The sequence below is a fragment of the Burkholderia sp. SIMBA_051 genome (assembly GCF_046534915.1).
In the GTDB taxonomy this organism is placed as follows: Bacteria; Pseudomonadota; Gammaproteobacteria; order Burkholderiales; family Burkholderiaceae; genus Burkholderia; species Burkholderia ambifaria.
The window spans coordinates 543,073-559,001 of record NZ_JAWRXS010000002.1; the positions used below are offsets into that span (position 1 = coordinate 543,073).

The following is a 15,929-nucleotide window of genomic DNA, read 5'->3' on the forward strand; positions in this document are numbered from 1 at the left end:
CTTACTCTGGTCCCATGCTATGCATTCGCTCACTCAGTTACGCACCGGCTTGCCGGTCTGCAACATGCCCATGATCCGTTCCTGTGTCTTCTGCGTGCCGAGCAGCTCGACGAACGCGCGGCGCTCGAGCGCGAGCAGCCACTGCTCGTCGACGAGGCTGCCGGCTTCGACGTCGCCGCCGCACACGGCTTCGGCGATGCGGCTCGCGATCAGGTAGTCGTGATCGCTGATGAAGCGGCCGTCACGCATGTTGACGAGCGATGCCTTGATCGTCGCGATCGCCGAGCGGCCCGCCACCGGCACGTCCTTCGCGCGCAGCGGGGCGCGATAGCCGACGTCGGCCAGCGCGCGCGCTTCCTTCTTCGCGGTGTCGAGCAGTTCGAACACGTTGAAGACGATCGTGTCGGACGGCTTCAGGTAGCCCATCGCGCGCGCATCGTGCGCCGACGACGACACCTTCGCCATCGCCGCGTTCTCGAACGACTTCGTGACGAACTTCAGGATCTCGGTGGTCGCGTTCGCGGCCGTGGCCGCCTCCGCCGCGCGCAGCGCCGCTTCCTTCAGGCCGCCGCCCGCCGGCACGAGGCCGACGCCCACTTCGACGAGACCGATGTAGCTCTCGACGTGCACGACGCGCTTCGCGCTGTGCAGCATCAGCTCGCAACCGCCGCCGAGCGCGATGCCCGACACGGCCGCGACGACCGGCACGTTCGCATACTTCACGCGCAGCATGCCTTCCTGGAACTTCTTCACGAACGGCTCGATGCCCTTCGCGCCGCCCATCATGAACGCGGGCATCGCCTCCTCGAGGTTCGCGCCGGCCGAGAACGGGCCGCCCGGCGTGCCGAGCTTCAGCGACGTCGGCTGCCAGATCACCACGCCCTTGTAATCCTTCTCCGCGAGTTCGATCGCCTGCACGAGGCCGTCGATCACGCTCGGCCCGATCGTGTTCATCTTCGACTTGAACGACACGATCACGACGTCGTCCTCGCCCGCGCGATCGTCGACCCACGCACGCACCGTGTCGGTTTCGAACAGCGTCTTGCCGTACGTCTTCGGGTCCGCGCCGGTTTCGCCGATCAGCGGCGCGCGGAACACCTGCCGGCCGTACACGGCGAGGTCGGAACGCGGCACGAAGCGCTTCGACGCCGGTGCCCACGAGCCTTCGGCCGTGTGCACGCCGCCCTGCTCGGCGACCGGGCCTTCGAGCACCCACGACGGCAGCGGCACGTTCGCGAGCGCCTTGCCGGCCGCGATGTCTTCCTGCACCCACTCGGCGACCTGCTTCCAGCCGGCGGCCTGCCAGCCTTCGAACGGGCCTTCGTTCCAGCCGAAGCCCCAGCGGATCGCGAGGTCGACGTCGCGCGCGTTGTCGGCGATCGACTCGAGATGCACGCCGATGTAGTGGAACACGTCGCGGAAGATCGACCACAGGAACTGCGCGTGCGGATGATCCGTCTCGCGCAGCAGCTTCAGGCGCTCCGCCGGCGGGCGCTTCAGGATGCGGCCGACGGTTTCGTCCGCCTTCGCGCCCGCATCCACGTAGGTGCCCGTCTTCGCGTCGAGCACCTTGATCGCCTTGCCTTCCTTCTTGTAGAAACCGCCGCCCGTCTTCTGGCCGAGCGCGCCCTGCTTCACCAGCTCGGCGAGCACGGCAGGCGTCTGGTAGACCGGGAAGAACGGATCGTCGGCGAGGTTGTCCTGCATCGTCTTGATCACGTGCGCCATCGTGTCGAGGCCGACCACGTCCGCGGTGCGGAACGTCGCCGACTTCGCGCGGCCGAGGCGGCTGCCCGTCAGATCGTCGACTTCGTCGAAGCGCAGGCCGAACTTCGCGGCCTCGGTGATCACCGCGAGGATCGAGAAGATGCCGACGCGGTTCGCGATGAAGTTCGGCGTGTCCTTCGCGCGCACGACGCCCTTGCCGACGATGCTCGTCAGGAACGTTTCGAGCTGGTCGAGGATGTCGGCACGCGTATGCGCGGTCGGGATCAGCTCGACCAGGTGCATGTAGCGCGGCGGGTTGAAGAAGTGCACGCCGCAGAAGCGCGACTTCAGTTCGTCCGAGAAACCTTCGGACAGCTTCGTGATCGACAGGCCCGACGTGTTGGTCGCGAAGATCGCGTTCGGCGCGATGTGCGGCGCGACCTTCTTGTACAGGTCGTGCTTCCAGTCCATCCGCTCGGCGATCGCTTCGATCACGACGTCGCATTCGGCGAGCTTGGCGATGTCGTCCTCGTAGTTCGCGGCTTCGAGGTATTTCGCGTCGTCCTTCACGCCGAACGGCGCGGGCGACAGCTTCTTCAGGTTCTCGATCGCCTTCAGCGCGATCGCGTTCTTCGGGCCTTCCTTGGCCGGCAGGTCGAACAGCAGCACCGGCACGCGCGCGTTGACGAGATGCGCGGCGATCTGCGCGCCCATCACGCCGGCGCCCAGCACGGCGACCTTGCGAATCAGGAAATTGCTCACGGGATGTCTCCGGATAGTGTCGTGCAGCGCGGGTTGTGAGGGCTGCACGGCGAAGTGAGTACCAGGAACCGTTGCGTCGGGGCGGCGCGCGGCGCGCACCGCCCCGACTCGCATCAGAACAGCGATTCGTCGACTTCCATCAGCGTCTTCGAGCCGGCGCGCGCGGCGCGGATCGTCGCTGCCGTCTCGGGCAGCAGGCGCGCGAAGTAGAAGCGTGCCGTCGCGAGCTTCGACTTGTAAAACGGATCGCCCGACGCTTCGTTGTCGAGAGCGATGCGCGCCATGCGCGCCCAGAAGTACGCGAACACCAGATGGCCGACGGTGCGCAGGTACGGCACGGCGGCGGCGCCGACTTCGTCCGGGTTCTGCATCGCCTTCATGCCGATTTCCATCGTCAGCTTCTGCACCTTGTCGCCGATGTCGGCGAGCGGGTTGATGAACTCGGCCATCTCCGGCTTCACGCCTTCGGCTTCCGCGAATTCGGTCACGAGCTTGCCGAACTTCTTCAGCTTCGCGCCCATGTCGCCGAGCACCTTGCGGCCCAGCAGGTCGAGCGACTGGATCGAGTTCGTGCCTTCGTAGATCATGTTGATCCGCGCGTCGCGCACGTACTGCTCCATGCCCCACTCGGAGATGAAGCCGTGGCCGCCGTAGATCTGCATCGCGTGGTTGGTCGACTCGAACGCGTTGTCGGTCAGGAACGCCTTGATGATCGGCGTGAGCAGCGCGACGAGGTCGGCCGCTTCCTTGCGCACCGCTTCGTCACCGTGCGACAGCTCCTTGTCGATCTGCAGCGCGGACCAGTACGTGAACGCGCGCGCGCCTTCCGCGTAGGCCTTCTGCGTGAGCAGCATGCGGCGCACGTCCGGGTGCACGATGATCGGGTCGGCCGGCTTGTCCGGTGCCTTCGGGCCCGTCAGCGAGCGCATCTGCAGGCGTTCCTTCGCGTACGCCAGCGAGTTCTGGTACGCGACTTCCGTCAGGCCCAGGCCCTGCATGCCGACGCCGAGACGCGCGGCGTTCATCATCACGAACATCGCGTTGAGGCCCTTGTTCGGCTCGCCGACCATCCAGCCCTTCGCGTTGTCGAGGTTCATCACGCACGTCGAGTTGCCGTGGATGCCCATCTTGTGCTCGATCGAGCCGCACTTGATGCCGTTGCGCTCGCCCGGTTCGCCCGCGGCGTCCGGCACGAACTTCGGCACGATGAACAGCGAAATCCCCTTCGTGCCTTGCGGCGCGTCCGGCAGGCGCGCGAGCACGAGGTGGACGATGTTCTTCGACATGTCGTGCTCGCCGCTCGAGATGAAGATCTTCGTGCCGCTGATCGAGTACGAGCCGTCGCCGTTCGGCTCGGCCTTGGTGCGCAGGATGCCGAGGTCGGTGCCGCAGTGCGGCTCGGTCAGGCACATCGTGCCCGTCCATTCGCCCGACACGAGCTTCGGCAGATATTGCTGCTGCAGTTCCGGCGCGCCGTGCGCGTGCAGGCATTCATAGGCGCCGTGCGACAGGCCCGGATACATCGTCCATGCCTGGTTCGCCGAATTCAGCATTTCGTAGAGCGCGTTGTTCACGAACGCGGGCAGGCCCTGGCCGCCGTAGTCCGGATCGCAGCCGAGCGCCGGCCAGCCGGCCTCGACGTACTGCCGATACGCTTCCTTGAAGCCGGTCGGGGTCTTCACGACGCCGTCGCCTTCATACGTACAGCCTTCGCGGTCGCCGACCTGGTTCAGCGGGAACAGTACCTCGGAGCAGAACTTGCCCGCTTCCTCGAGAACCTGGTTGATCGTGTCGGCGTCGAGGTCCGCATGCCGCGGCATTTGCTTGACCTCGGCTTCGACGTTCAGAAGCTCGTGCAACACGAATTGCATGTCGCGCAGCGGCGCGGCGTACTGTCCCATGACTCTCTCCAAAGTGGGCAAACGGCTCGAGCTCCTGGCGGGCGGGTCACGCGCCGCTAACGGCTCTCGCTCTGATACGAAACGATCGTCTTTTCCAGCGCGGCCCACGTGAGGCGCACGGCATCCGGCGAATGCAGGAAGCGTGCGTCGTGATGCAGGCCGAGCGTGAAGCTGTACAACTCGAAGAGCATCAGGTCCGGATCGGTATCCGCACGCAAATGGCCTTCTTCCTTCGCCTGCGAAATGGCACGCAGCATCGCGGCACGCCAGGCCGTCACGCTCGCGATCAACTGCTCGCGTACGGGGCTGTCAGGCCGGTCGTCGTACTCGACGGCTCCGCTGATGTAGATGCATCCGGTCGTCACCTCCTGGATGCGCTTCTCCGTCCAGCGCGCCAGCATCGCCCGAAGGCGCGGCAAGCCTCGCGGCTCGCGCAGGCTCGGAAAGAACACCTCGTTTTCGAAACGATGGTGATATTCGCGGACGACCTCGACCTGGAGGTCTTCGCGCGATCCGAAGTGCGCGAACACACCGCTCTTGCTCATCTGCATGCGCTCGGCCAGCAGGCCGATCGTCAGCCCCTCCAGCCCGTCACGGCTGGCGAGGTCCAAAGCAGCTTCGAGTATCGCGGCACGCGTCTGTTCGCCTTTTCGCATAGCTTTTTCTTAACCGTTCGGGGGTTCGAATAAAATCGAACGGCCGTACTATTATTGAGTGCGGCCGCTCGCGAAACAAGGAAATTATTAGAAACCGGTGTCTAACCGAGCCGCTATTTTGCGCGATTCCGGCGGGGCCGGAGCGGCTTTTCCGCACGAACGTGCGGACAGATTTTTTGAAGCGGATGCTTAGTCGTAACCGCCGACCGTCAACGCCTTCATCACGACGCGGTACGTGTTGTACGCGAGCCAGCTCAGCATACGCTCGATGCGTGGCCGCGCGGCGTAGCGGGCGGCGTCGATCTCGCGGCCTTCGGCGAATGCGATCGTGATCGCGTCGCGCAGCTCGTTGGTGAGCGCATCGTAGCGCACCAGCACGACATTGGCCTCATTGTTGAGCATCAGGCTCAGCGCGTCCAGATTCGACGAACCGACCGTCGCCCAGTTGTCGTCGATCACCGCGACCTTGCCGTGCAGGATCGTCTTGTCGTATTCCGACACGCGCACGCCCGCGCGCAGCAGTGCGTGATACAGGAACGGCACGGCCGTATCGAGCGCGGTGAACTCGTTGCGGCCGATCAGGATCCGCACGTCGACGCCGCGCCGCGCGGCGCCCGTCAGCGCACGGCGCAGCTTGCGGCCCGGCATGAAATACGGGTTCGCGAGCAGGATCCGCTGTCGCGCCCGCCCGATCGCGGCGAGATACGCCTTCTCGATCGCGCGGCGGTTCACGACGTTGTCGCGCGCGACGAACGCGACGCTCGGCTCGGTGACGACCCGCAGCGCACCGGCCTTGATCCATCGGTGGCTGCGCATCCAGCGCCGGAACATGTCCGGGAACGCCTCGCCGCCGTGCAGGCCGGCCGCGTACTGCGCATACGGCTTGTGGCCGAACTGGATCCGGTGCCACTGCAGCTCGAACGCGGCGCGCACGTCCGACACCGCCGGCCCGGCCATCTCGACCGCGAAATCCCAGCGCGGAAATGGCAGCGTCGCGGTGCCCTGCGTGTAGTCGTCGACGATGTTGATGCCGCCGCAGTACGCGACCGCATGATCGATCACCGCGAGCTTGCGGTGCGTGCGCGAAAAGCCGAAGCGGCCGAACAGGAAGCGGTTGTAGATGCAGTGCTCGACGCCGGCGTCGGCCCACGTGTCGAACAGCGGCAGGCGCGCGGTGCCGACGCCGTCGGTGATCACGCGCACGCGCACGCCGCGCTGCGCCGCGCGGATCAGCGCATCCGACACCGGGCGGCCGGCCGCATCGTCGCAGAAGATGTAGGTTTCGAGCATCACCTGCTCGCGCGCCGCCTCGATCCGCTCGATCAGCGCCTGGAAGAATTCGCCGCCGGTCGTGCACAGCCGCACCGTGTTGCCGGCGGTGAACGCGAGCCGCGACGCGGAGCCGCGCTCCTGCAGGAACATCTGCCGCAATTGCGCGAAGCGCTTGCGGGTTTCCGAATTCATGCGGACGAGCCGTGCGGCGCCCGCGCGAGCGACACGCGCACGGGCAGTTGCAGGATCGCCTCGGCGTTCGACGGCGAGTAGCAGCGCGCGGCCGCTTCGCGGTACGGCAGCCATGCATGGTCGACATGCTCGCGCGGCGACAGCGTCACGTCGACGCGGCGCGGCACGCACAGGCCGAACCAGTGCTCGACGTTGCGCGTGACGCCCGGCCCATAGCGATGCAGGTATTGCGGATAGATCGTGTATTCGATCTGGTGGTGCCAGTCGATCAGCGCGGAGGCCGGCACGTCGTGCGTACCGACCAGGATGCCGGTTTCCTCGGCGACTTCGCGTGCGGCGGTGAGCGCGAGCGGCTCGTCGAGCGCGTCCTTCGATCCGGTCACCGATTGCCAGAAATCGGGCTGGTCGGCACGCTTGATCACCAGCACGTCGAGTTCGGGCGTGTAGATCACGACGAGAACGGATTCGGGAATTTTCGGCGGCTTCGTCATCTTTGTTTCATGCGACACAGGGCCGTGCGCCGGACCTGTGCCCGAACGTGCGGCAAGTGCTGCGACTGTACCGCAAAAAACGAAACAGGCGCATCGCGGCGCCTGTTTCGTTGGGGTGTCGCGCGCGCGTCGCCGTGCGCACGACCTGCGACAGGCGTTACGCCTTCGGCTGTTCCGGCTGACGCAGACGGATGTGCAGTTCGCGCAGCTGACGCTCGTCGACCGGGCTCGGCGCCTGCGTGAGCAGATCCTGCGCACGCTGCGTCTTCGGGAACGCGATCACGTCGCGGATCGAGTCGGCACCGGCCATCATCGTGACGATGCGATCGAGACCGAACGCGATACCGCCGTGCGGCGGCGCGCCGTACTGCAGCGCGTCCAGCAGGAAGCCGAACTTCAGCTGCGCTTCTTCCGCGCCGATCTTCAGCGCGCGGAACACCTTGCTCTGCACTTCCTCGCGGTGGATACGCACCGAGCCGCCGCCGATTTCCCAGCCGTTCAGCACCATGTCGTAGGCCTTCGCGAGGCAGCGGCCCGGATCGGTCTCGAGGTATTCGAGGTGCTCGTCCTTCGGGCTCGTGAACGGGTGGTGCGCCGCGACGTAGCGCGCATCTTCGTCGTCGTATTCGAACATCGGGAAATCGACGACCCACAGCGGCTTCCAGCCGGCCTGGACGAGGCCGTTCGCCTTGCCGAATTCCGAATGGCCGATCTTCAGGCGCAGCGCGCCGAGGCTGTCGTTGACCACCTTCGCGCGGTCGGCCGCGAAGAAGATGATGTCGCCGTCTTCAGCACCGGTGCGCTCGAGGATCGCCGCGATCGATGCGTCGTGCAGGTTCTTGACGATCGGGCTCTGCAGGCCGTCGCGGCCCTTCGCCTTCTCGTTGACCTTGATCCATGCGAGGCCCTTCGCGCCGTAGATGCGCACGAATTCCGTGTAGCCGTCGATGTCGCCACGCGACAGCTCGCCACCCTTCGGCACGCGCAGCGCCGCGACACGGCCGTCCTTCGCGTTGGCCGGCGTGCTGAACACCTTGAAGTCGACGTCCTTCATCGCGTCGGTCAGCTCGGTGAATTCGAGCTGCACGCGCAGGTCCGGCTTGTCCGAACCGAAACGCGCCATCGCTTCCGAGTACGGCATCACCGGGAATTTCGCGTCGAGTTCGACGTCGATCGTCGTCTTGAAGATGTGACGGATCATGTCTTCGAAGAGATCACGGATTTCCTGCTCGCCGAGGAACGACGTCTCGCAGTCGATCTGCGTGAATTCCGGCTGGCGGTCGGCGCGCAGGTCTTCGTCGCGGAAGCACTTGGTGATCTGGTAGTAACGGTCGAAGTTCGCGACCATCAGCAGCTGCTTGAACAGCTGCGGCGACTGCGGCAGCGCGAAGAACTGGCCCGCGTTCACGCGCGACGGCACGAGGTAGTCGCGCGCGCCTTCCGGCGTGCTCTTCGTCAGCATCGGCGTTTCGATGTCGATGAAGCCCTGCTCGTCGAGGTACTTGCGCGCTTCGATCGCGACGCGGTAGCGCAGGCGCAGGTTGTGCTGCATCTGCGGACGGCGCAGGTCGAGCACGCGGTGCGTGAGGCGCGTCGTTTCCGACAGGTTGTCGTCGTCGAGCTGGAACGGCGGCGTGACCGACGCATTCAGCACGTTCAGTTCGTGACACAGCACTTCGATCTTGCCGCTCTTCAGGCCGGCGTTGACCGTGCCTTCCGGACGGTTGCGCACGAGACCCTTGATCTGCACGCAGAACTCGTTGCGCACGCCTTCGGCGGTCGCGAACATTTCCGCGCGATCCGGGTCGCACACCACCTGCACGAGGCCTTCACGATCGCGCAGGTCGATGAAGATCACACCGCCGTGATCGCGGCGGCGCTGCACCCAGCCGCACAGCGACACGGTTTGGCCCAGCAGGTGTTCGGTCACGAGACCGCAGTATTCAGTACGCATCGACATGATGTTTGCTTTCGTTCGGTTTGATCAACGGGTGCCGCAACGCGCGGCCCGGGCGATGATTCTTTACTTACAGCGGCGGCTCGACGGGGCGGCGGGCGGGCACCGGAGCCGGCGCCGAAGGCGCCACGACGCCCATCGAGACGATGTACTTGAGCGCGGCATCGACCGACATGTCGAGTTCGATGACTTCGCTCTTCGGGAGCATCAGGAAGAAGCCCGACGTCGGGTTCGGTGTCGTGGGCACGTACACGCTCACGTACTCTTCCGTTAGATGGTTGACCACGTCGCCGCCGGGCGCGCCGGTCAGAAACGCGATCGTATACGAGCCGCGACGCGGGTATTCGATCAGCAGCGCCTTGCGGAACGCGTTGCCGCTGCTCGACAGCAGCGTGTCCGACACCTGCTTGACGCTCGTGTAGATCGGCCCGACGACCGGGATGTGACGCACGACCGCGTTCCACCACGTGACGAGCTTCTGGCCGATGAAGTTCTGCGTGGCCAGCCCGACGACGAAGATGAACGCGAGCGTCAGCACCGCGCCGAGCCCCGGCAGGCGGAAGCCGAGCGCCCGCTCCGGCTGCCACGATTCGGGCAGCAGCAGCAGCGTCTGGTCCATCGTGCCGATGATGAGACCGAGCACCCACAGCGTGATCGCGAGCGGGACGAGAACCAGCAGGCCGGTCAGAAACACCGATTTCAGGGTCGTCTTTTTCATCATCTGCCGTCAATGAACCGCGCCTGAAGCGCGGTGTGGACGCGGCCCGGACGGGCCGCGACTGTCAACTGCCGGCGGCGGGCGCCGCAGCCGGGGCCGGCGCGGCGCTCGTCGTCGTACTTTCGGAACTCGTGGCGGCGGCCGCCGGCGCCGCGGCGGCGGGTGCCGCAGCCCCCGCTTCGCCCGTCGCCGTCGCCGGCGCGCTGGTGCCGCCCGAGCCACCGCGGAAATCGGTGACATACCAGCCGGAGCCCTTCAGCTGGAAGCCGGCGGCGGTGACCTGCTTGCGAAAAGCATCCTTCCCGCATTCGGGGCACTGCGACAGCGGCGCGTCGCTCATCTTCTGGAGCATGTCCTTCGCGAAACCGCACGCTTCGCATCGATAGGCGTAGATCGGCATGATATTTTTCCCGCGGAAACTGGAAACGGCTTGCAAAACCTTGAATTATATCCGAAACCCCGGCGCGCTCCGGCAACGGCCGCGACACGCCGGGCTTCAGCGACGGCGCCACGTGAGCCAGCGCTCGTGTCCTTCGAACACGGCCAGCGAATCGGTCACGGGCAGATCCTCGATCAGCTCGAAGTGCGGCGCGAGCAGCGCGTCGAGTTCGGCGCGCTCGATGCCGAACGGCGGGCCCTTCGGTTTCTTCGTCACGAAGAAATAACCGGCCAGCAACGCGCCGGCGGGCAGCAGTTCGGCCATCCGCGCCGCATAGCCGGCGCGCAGGCTCGGCGGCAGCGCGCACAGGAACGCGCGCTCGTACACCCACTGCACGTCGAACGGCGGCCGATACACGAAGAAATCGGCCTGCTCGACGACGTCCGCATGCGCGCCGAGCTGCGCCTTCGCGGCCGCCACCGCCTGCGCGGCGAAATCGATCGCGCGCACGGGCCAGCCGGCCTGCGCGAGCCAGCCGGCCTCCCGCGCACTGCCGCAGCCGGGAATCAGCACCGCGCACGGCCCGAGCCGCTGCGCGAACGCACGAAACCCTTCCGGCACGCCGCCGAATTCCCACGGTGTCACGCCGCGCGCGAAACGCTCGTCCCAGAACGATGCGTCGCCGGGGTCGCGCGTCGCGAAATCGGCGGCGCCCGGCGTGGGCGGTTGCTTTGGTTCGGACATCGCGCGGCTCCTGTCGGTCACGCGCCGTACGCGAGCGCGAGCAGCACGCGCGCGACGAGCGCCCCGACGCCGACGGCAAGACCGAAGATCAGCAATGCCTGCAGCAACCGGTTGGTCCGTTTCTGCTCGACGAGGACCTGACGCATCAGGTCCTCACTCGCCGCACGCGGCGCATCGTGGCGCGCCGCCATCGCGTGGTGGATCAGGCGCGGCAGTTGCGGCAGCGTCTTGCTCCACTGCGGCGCCTCGACCTTGAAGCGCTCGTACCAGCCGCGCAGGCCGATCTGCTCGGTCATCCAGCGCTCGAGATACGGCTTCGCGGTCTTCCACAGGTCGAGTTCGGGGTCGAGCGAACGGCCGAGCCCCTCGACGTTCAGCATCGTCTTCTGCAGCAGCACGAGCTGCGGCTGGATCTCGACGTTGAAGCGGCGCGACGTCGAGAACAGGCGCATCAGCACCTGGCCGAGCGAGATGTCCTTCAGCGCGCGGTCGAAATACGGCTCGCACACCGCGCGGATCGCGCTTTCGAGTTCCTCGACACGCGTCTCGGGGGGCACCCAGCCCGATTCGAGGTGGAGCGTCGCGACGCGGTGGTAGTCGCGCTTGAAGAACGCGAGGAAGTTCTGCGCGAGGTAGTTCTTGTCGAAATCCGACAACGCGCCGACGATCCCGAAATCGAGCGCGATATAGCGGCCGAACGTCTTCGGATCGAGACTCACCTGGATGTTGCCCGGGTGCATGTCCGCATGGAAGAACCCGTCGCGGAACACCTGCGTGAAGAAGATCTCGACGCCTTCGCGCGCGAGCTTCTTGATGTCGACGCCCGCGGTGCGCAGCGTCTCGACCTGGCTGATCGGCACGCCGGTCATGCGCTCCATCACGAGCACCTGCGACGTCGAGAAATCCCAGAACATCTCGGGCACGAGCAGCAGGTCGAGCCCCGCGAAGTTGCGGCGCAGCTGGCTGCCGTTCGCGGCCTCGCGCATCAGGTCGAGCTCGTCGTGCAGGTACTTGTCGAATTCGGCGACGACTTCGCGCGGCTTCAGGCGCCGGCCATCGGCCCACATGCGCTCGGTCCACGTCGCGATGTCGCGCATCAGCGCGAGGTCGGAATCGATCACCGGCAGCATGTTCGGGCGCAGCACCTTGACCGCGACGGCCTTGCCCGCGTGCACGCCCTGCTTCAACTTCCCGAAATGCACCTGCGCGATCGACGCGCTCGCGATCGGCTCGCGCTCGAATTCGTCGAACAGCTCGTCGACCGGCGCGCCGAGCGACTTCTCGATGATCGCTATCGCGACAGCCGAATCGAACGGCGGCACCTGGTCCTGCAGCTTCGCGAGCTCGTTCGCGAAATCGACCGACAGCAGGTCGCGGCGCGTCGACAGCACCTGGCCGAACTTCACGAAGATCGGGCCGAGGCTTTCGAGCGCGTGACGCAGCCGCACGGCGGGCGGATCGGAATAGCGGCGGCCGATCGTCGTGATCCGCAGCAGCAGCTTCACGCGCCGGTCGTCGATCCGGGACAGCATCACCTCGTCGAGGCCGAAGCGGATGACGGTGTAGACAATCTTGATGAAACGGAAAATGCGCATGCCCTGCGGCCCTCAGTGCGCGCCGCGCGGGCCGGAACCCGTGCGCGCGCCGATTTTTTGTTCGAGTCGCTCGATCCGTTTTTCGACCCGCGCGAGCGCGTCGCGCGCACGCGCCAGTTCGGCGTCGAAGCCGCCGAGCACCGTGCGCCGAACGACTTGCGGGTTCTCGTCGAGCCAGTACTCGGCGACGGAATCGAGCACGTTGCGGCCGGTGCGGCGCGCGCGTGCGCCGGCGTCGCGCACGACCGTCGCGATCCGGTGCGCCGCCGCGTCGCCGACCAGCTTCGCGAGATCTTCTTCAGGTTCCCAGCGCAAGTGCTCGGCCAGCTTCGCGATCTGCGTCGCGAACTCCGCGTCGCCCTCGATCTTCACGTGCTTCATCACGGCCGGCTGGCCGCCCTGCAGGAACGCGGCGACCGCGTCGCCCGCGAGCGCGATCGACACGTCGACGTGTTGCGCATCGTGCGGGTCCACCGCGGACAGATAACCGTCGGGCTGCACGAGCAGCGTGAGCGTGACGGGCGGCACGTCGAGCCGGGCGGTCTTGCCCGCGTAGGGGATCAGGCGGTCGCGCGCCCACGATTCGCGCGCGAGCAGGTGATTGACAGCAGCAGCAAAAGGCTTGGCGGCAAAGGTCATCGGGCTGGGAAAGAAAAACCCGCGCAGGCCGGGCGCCTACGCGGGTTTCTATTGTAACGTCGGATCGTCGGCAGACCGCGGCCAACCGCACACCCGGGCGGCAAGCGGTCGCAGTGCGGCGACCCGTCGCCCGGGCAGCCGGCAAGCCGGCCGCCGGTCACGCTCAGTGCGTGTTGATCTGCTGGATACCCGCGAGCAGCCAGCCCTGGCTGCCCGACTTCGTCAGGTTCCACACCTCGTCGAGCGGCGCGGCCGGCGCATTCGCCGACTCGCGGATCAGCCCGTGGAAGCGCACGCTCGCCGACTGCTCGATGCCGCGATCCTCGATCGCGACCAGCTCCGCGTCGAGCTGCACGACATCGGTCTGGTTCGCTTCGTTGCCGCGCGAATCGAGATCGATCTTGATCTCGGCGAACATTTCCGGCGTCGTGAACTCGCGGATGTCGGCCAGGTTGCCCTGGTCCCATGCCGCCTGCAGGCGCACGAAGTAGACCTTCGCGCTACGCAGGAACGCTTCGGTGTCGAAGCCGGCCGGCACCTGCAGCGGTGCGGCCGCCATCGCGCCCGCCGCACCGGCAGCCGCCCCGCCGCCGCCGAACACGCCTTGCGCTTCGTTCGCATAGCTGCTGCCGCTGCCCGCATAGTTGTTGCCGGTGCTGCCCTGCTGGAACGACGGGCTTTGCGAGTAGCTCCCCGACGACGATGCCGAGCCGCCGACCGAATACGCCGGCTCCTGCGAACGGCGGCGGTTCATGAACTTGCGGACCAGCCAGATGCCGATCATCGCGAGCAGTGCGATCACGATGACGTTCGCCATCATGCTCGCGAACGCGCCGCCCAGGCCGAAGTGCGACAGCAGCGCCGCGATGCCGAGGCCGGCCGCGAGACCGGCGATCGGCCCGAGCCAGCGCGAGCGGTTCGGCTGCGCGGCCGGTGCCGGTGCGGCCGAGTTCGCGCGCTGCGCCTGATTCGGTGCGGCCTGCTGCATCGGCTGCTGCGCGGGCGGCGTGGCCTGGCGCTGCGTGACGGTGGAACTCTGACGGCCGATGCTGCGCCCGCCGCCCATGCGCTTGGCCTCGGCGTCGAGCGATGCGAACGTGCCGGCCGTGAGCAGGCCGACCATCAGCAGCGTGCCGGCCCGTCGAGCCCACGGCTTCGACGGCTTGCTACGGTTGAACAACGAACGCGATTCGGACATCAGTTTCTCCAGATGTAAGGCGAATGTATGGGAAGAACCCCTTAGTACTTGGTTCCTAGGTGTAAAGCTACCACGCCACCTGACAAATTGTAATATTTGACGGCGTCGAGGCCCGCTTGTTCCATCATCGTCTTCAGCGTGTCCTGATCGGGGTGCATGCGGATAGATTCAGCAAGATACCGGTAACTTTCAGCATCTTTCGCGAACTTGTCGCCAAGCCACGGTAATACTTTGAAAGAATACAGATCGTACGCTTTTTTCAGCGGATCCCAGACTTTCGAGAATTCCAGCACCATCACGCGGCCGCCGGGCTTCGTCACGCGGCGCATCTCGGCGAGCGCGGCGTCCTTGTGCGTCATGTTGCGCAGCCCGAACGCGACCGTGACCACATCGAAGTAGTTGTCCGGAAACGGAGTTTTCTCCGCGTCGCACAGCAGCGACGGCGTCACGATGCCCTTGTCGAGCAGCCGGTCGCGGCCGACGCGCAGCATCGATTCGTTGATGTCGGTGTGCCAGACCTCGCCCGTCGGGCCGGCCGCCTTCGCGAACGACTTCGTCAGGTCGCCCGTGCCGGCCGCGATGTCGAGCACCTTGAAGCCGGGGCGCACGTTCGCCTGCGCGATCGTGAACGCCTTCCACGCGCGGTGCATGCCGGCCGACATCAGGTCGTTCATCAGATCGTAGTTGCTCGCGACCGAATGGAACACGCCTGCCACTTTCTTCGCTTTTTCGGTTTCCTCGACGCTTTCGAAGCCGAAGTGGGTTTTACTCATCGCGTTGATCCTCAGTAAATGGCAAGACGGCGCCGAGCGGGCGCCGTCGATTTCAGTGGCAGTGGCCGTGCGGCGCGGGTGCCGCCTGCATCGGCGCGTCGCGCTCGACGCCCGCCGCCTTCAGTTTGTCGAAATAGTCGCGCCACAGCGCGTCCTGCTGCGTCGCCAGTTCGTACAGCAGATCCCACGAGTAGATGCCGGTCGAATGGCCGTCGGAGAACGTCGGCTGCAGCGCGTAGTTGCCCACGCCCTCGAGCGCGGTGATCGTCACCTCGCGCTTGCCGGTCTGCAGCGTCTCCTGGCCGGGCCCGTGGCCGCGCACCTCGGCCGACGGCGAATAGACGCGCATCAGCTCGAACGGAATCCGGAAGTTCTCTCCGTTCGGGTATTGCAATTCGAGCACGCGCGACACCGCGTGCACGACGACGCCGGACGGAATCGGCGTCGTGGAAGTCAAACCGCTCATGGCTGCCTCGAATCGGTCGTTCGTTGAATTTCCTCGCGCACCGCATTGTGCAGCAGCGAGGCCTGCGCCGCGCGCGAGCGCAGCAGCGCCTCGGACACGCTGCGCTGGCGCGGCGCCCAGACGGGCTGCGGGAAATGGGCGTCGTTCGAGAAGCGCGGGATCACGTGCCAGTGCACGTGAGGCACCATGTTGCCGAGGCTCGCGAGATTCACCTTGTTCGGCTGCATCACGCGGCGCACGGCGCGCTCCACCGCGTAGACGATGCGCATCAGATGTGCCCGCTCGGGCTCGCCGAGATCGGAGAACTCGGCCACGTGCGCGCCCCAGATCACCCGGCAGAAGCCCGGGTAGTCGTGCTCGCCCGCCGCAAGGACGACGCGCAGCATGTCGTCCTGCCAGAGCACCTCGCCGCCGTCTTCACGGCAAAACACGCATTCCATCGTCGCTCCCATGTGGACGGGCGCCGGCGCTCATGCGCC

The 15,929-nt window shown here is 66.3% G+C and carries 15 protein-coding genes; all 15 read right to left on the minus strand.

Annotated features, from left to right (window positions below):
* Positions 1–33: 33 nt before the first annotated feature.
* The 15 genes from SB771_RS06480 to SB771_RS06550 all read right to left on the minus strand — a co-directional run bounded on the left by SB771_RS06480 (position 34) and on the right by SB771_RS06550 (position 15,890).
* Positions 34–2,469, minus strand: a complete 2,436-nt coding sequence (locus SB771_RS06480; RefSeq protein ID WP_175660397.1) for a 3-hydroxyacyl-CoA dehydrogenase/enoyl-CoA hydratase family protein — start codon at positions 2,467–2,469, stop codon at positions 34–36.
* Positions 2,470–2,582: 113 nt separating this feature from the next.
* Positions 2,583–4,370 carry an acyl-CoA dehydrogenase C-terminal domain-containing protein gene (locus tag SB771_RS06485; RefSeq protein ID WP_105832914.1) on the minus strand — a complete coding sequence of 596 codons (1,788 nt, stop codon included), beginning with the start codon at positions 4,368–4,370 and terminating at the stop codon, positions 2,583–2,585.
* A 56-nt stretch (positions 4,371–4,426) separates the two neighbouring features.
* Positions 4,427–5,026 (minus strand): TetR/AcrR family transcriptional regulator, encoded by a 600-nt coding sequence (locus tag SB771_RS06490; protein ID WP_006751498.1) that lies wholly within the window; start codon positions 5,024–5,026, stop codon positions 4,427–4,429.
* 189 nt (positions 5,027–5,215) lie between these two features.
* The gene (gene clsB, locus SB771_RS06495; protein ID WP_175660398.1) at positions 5,216–6,490 is read right to left on the minus strand and encodes a cardiolipin synthase ClsB; all 1,275 of its coding nucleotides are present in this window, start codon (positions 6,488–6,490) and stop codon (positions 5,216–5,218) included.
* Complete coding sequence (nudB, locus tag SB771_RS06500; protein ID WP_105832912.1) at positions 6,487–6,981, minus strand: dihydroneopterin triphosphate diphosphatase; 495 nt, start codon at positions 6,979–6,981, stop codon at positions 6,487–6,489. Before nudB ends, clsB begins: the two co-directional genes overlap by 4 nt.
* Positions 6,982–7,138: 157 nt before the next feature.
* Positions 7,139–8,941 (minus strand): aspartate--tRNA ligase, encoded by a 1,803-nt coding sequence (aspS, locus tag SB771_RS06505; RefSeq protein WP_006477843.1) that lies wholly within the window; start codon positions 8,939–8,941, stop codon positions 7,139–7,141.
* Between the two features lie 67 nt (positions 8,942–9,008).
* On the minus strand, positions 9,009–9,659 hold the full coding sequence (locus tag SB771_RS06510) for a DUF502 domain-containing protein (protein ID WP_006751501.1): 651 nt from the start codon (positions 9,657–9,659) through the stop codon (positions 9,009–9,011).
* Positions 9,660–9,720: 61 nt separating this feature from the next.
* The gene (locus tag SB771_RS06515; protein ID WP_105832911.1) at positions 9,721–10,056 is read right to left on the minus strand and encodes an FmdB family zinc ribbon protein; all 336 of its coding nucleotides are present in this window, start codon (positions 10,054–10,056) and stop codon (positions 9,721–9,723) included.
* Between the two features lie 96 nt (positions 10,057–10,152).
* Positions 10,153–10,779 carry an SAM-dependent methyltransferase gene (locus tag SB771_RS06520; RefSeq protein ID WP_175660399.1) on the minus strand — a complete coding sequence of 209 codons (627 nt, stop codon included), beginning with the start codon at positions 10,777–10,779 and terminating at the stop codon, positions 10,153–10,155.
* 17 nt (positions 10,780–10,796) lie between these two features.
* The gene (ubiB, locus tag SB771_RS06525; RefSeq protein ID WP_006751504.1) at positions 10,797–12,374 is read right to left on the minus strand and encodes a ubiquinone biosynthesis regulatory protein kinase UbiB; all 1,578 of its coding nucleotides are present in this window, start codon (positions 12,372–12,374) and stop codon (positions 10,797–10,799) included.
* Between the two features lie 12 nt (positions 12,375–12,386).
* Positions 12,387–13,013, minus strand: coding sequence for an SCP2 domain-containing protein (locus tag SB771_RS06530; RefSeq protein WP_175660400.1), 627 nt, complete (start codon positions 13,011–13,013; stop codon positions 12,387–12,389).
* 163 nt (positions 13,014–13,176) lie between these two features.
* Positions 13,177–14,211 (minus strand): Tim44 domain-containing protein, encoded by a 1,035-nt coding sequence (locus tag SB771_RS06535; protein ID WP_175660401.1) that lies wholly within the window; start codon positions 14,209–14,211, stop codon positions 13,177–13,179.
* Positions 14,212–14,252: 41 nt separating this feature from the next.
* Positions 14,253–14,984, minus strand: coding sequence for a bifunctional demethylmenaquinone methyltransferase/2-methoxy-6-polyprenyl-1,4-benzoquinol methylase UbiE (ubiE, locus tag SB771_RS06540; protein WP_006751940.1), 732 nt, complete (start codon positions 14,982–14,984; stop codon positions 14,253–14,255).
* Positions 14,985–15,036: 52 nt separating this feature from the next.
* Positions 15,037–15,450 (minus strand): gamma-butyrobetaine hydroxylase-like domain-containing protein, encoded by a 414-nt coding sequence (locus SB771_RS06545; RefSeq protein WP_011657903.1) that lies wholly within the window; start codon positions 15,448–15,450, stop codon positions 15,037–15,039.
* On the minus strand, positions 15,447–15,890 hold the full coding sequence (locus SB771_RS06550; RefSeq protein ID WP_011657904.1) for an HIT family protein: 444 nt from the start codon (positions 15,888–15,890) through the stop codon (positions 15,447–15,449). The genes SB771_RS06545 and SB771_RS06550 overlap by 4 nt, the downstream gene beginning before the upstream one ends.
* Positions 15,891–15,929 lie beyond the last annotated feature (39 nt).

Coding starts and splice junctions, on each gene's coding strand:
- nudB (WP_105832912.1), bottom strand. CDS start 6,981: ATGACGAAGCCGCCGAAAATTCCCGAATCCGTTCTCGTCGTGATCTAC.
- ubiB (WP_006751504.1), bottom strand. CDS start 12,374: ATGCGCATTTTCCGTTTCATCAAGATTGTCTACACCGTCATCCGCTTC.
- SB771_RS06545 (WP_011657903.1), bottom strand. CDS start 15,450: ATGAGCGGTTTGACTTCCACGACGCCGATTCCGTCCGGCGTCGTCGTG.
- SB771_RS06485 (WP_105832914.1), bottom strand. CDS start 4,370: ATGGGACAGTACGCCGCGCCGCTGCGCGACATGCAATTCGTGTTGCAC.
- clsB (WP_175660398.1), bottom strand. CDS start 6,490: ATGAATTCGGAAACCCGCAAGCGCTTCGCGCAATTGCGGCAGATGTTC.
- ubiE (WP_006751940.1), bottom strand. CDS start 14,984: ATGAGTAAAACCCACTTCGGCTTCGAAAGCGTCGAGGAAACCGAAAAA.
- SB771_RS06520 (WP_175660399.1), bottom strand. CDS start 10,779: ATGTCCGAACCAAAGCAACCGCCCACGCCGGGCGCCGCCGATTTCGCG.
- SB771_RS06550 (WP_011657904.1), bottom strand. CDS start 15,890: ATGGAATGCGTGTTTTGCCGTGAAGACGGCGGCGAGGTGCTCTGGCAG.
- aspS (WP_006477843.1), bottom strand. CDS start 8,941: ATGTCGATGCGTACTGAATACTGCGGTCTCGTGACCGAACACCTGCTG.
- SB771_RS06490 (WP_006751498.1), bottom strand. CDS start 5,026: ATGCGAAAAGGCGAACAGACGCGTGCCGCGATACTCGAAGCTGCTTTG.
- SB771_RS06535 (WP_175660401.1), bottom strand. CDS start 14,211: ATGTCCGAATCGCGTTCGTTGTTCAACCGTAGCAAGCCGTCGAAGCCG.
- SB771_RS06510 (WP_006751501.1), bottom strand. CDS start 9,659: ATGATGAAAAAGACGACCCTGAAATCGGTGTTTCTGACCGGCCTGCTG.
- SB771_RS06515 (WP_105832911.1), bottom strand. CDS start 10,056: ATGCCGATCTACGCCTATCGATGCGAAGCGTGCGGTTTCGCGAAGGAC.
- SB771_RS06530 (WP_175660400.1), bottom strand. CDS start 13,013: ATGACCTTTGCCGCCAAGCCTTTTGCTGCTGCTGTCAATCACCTGCTC.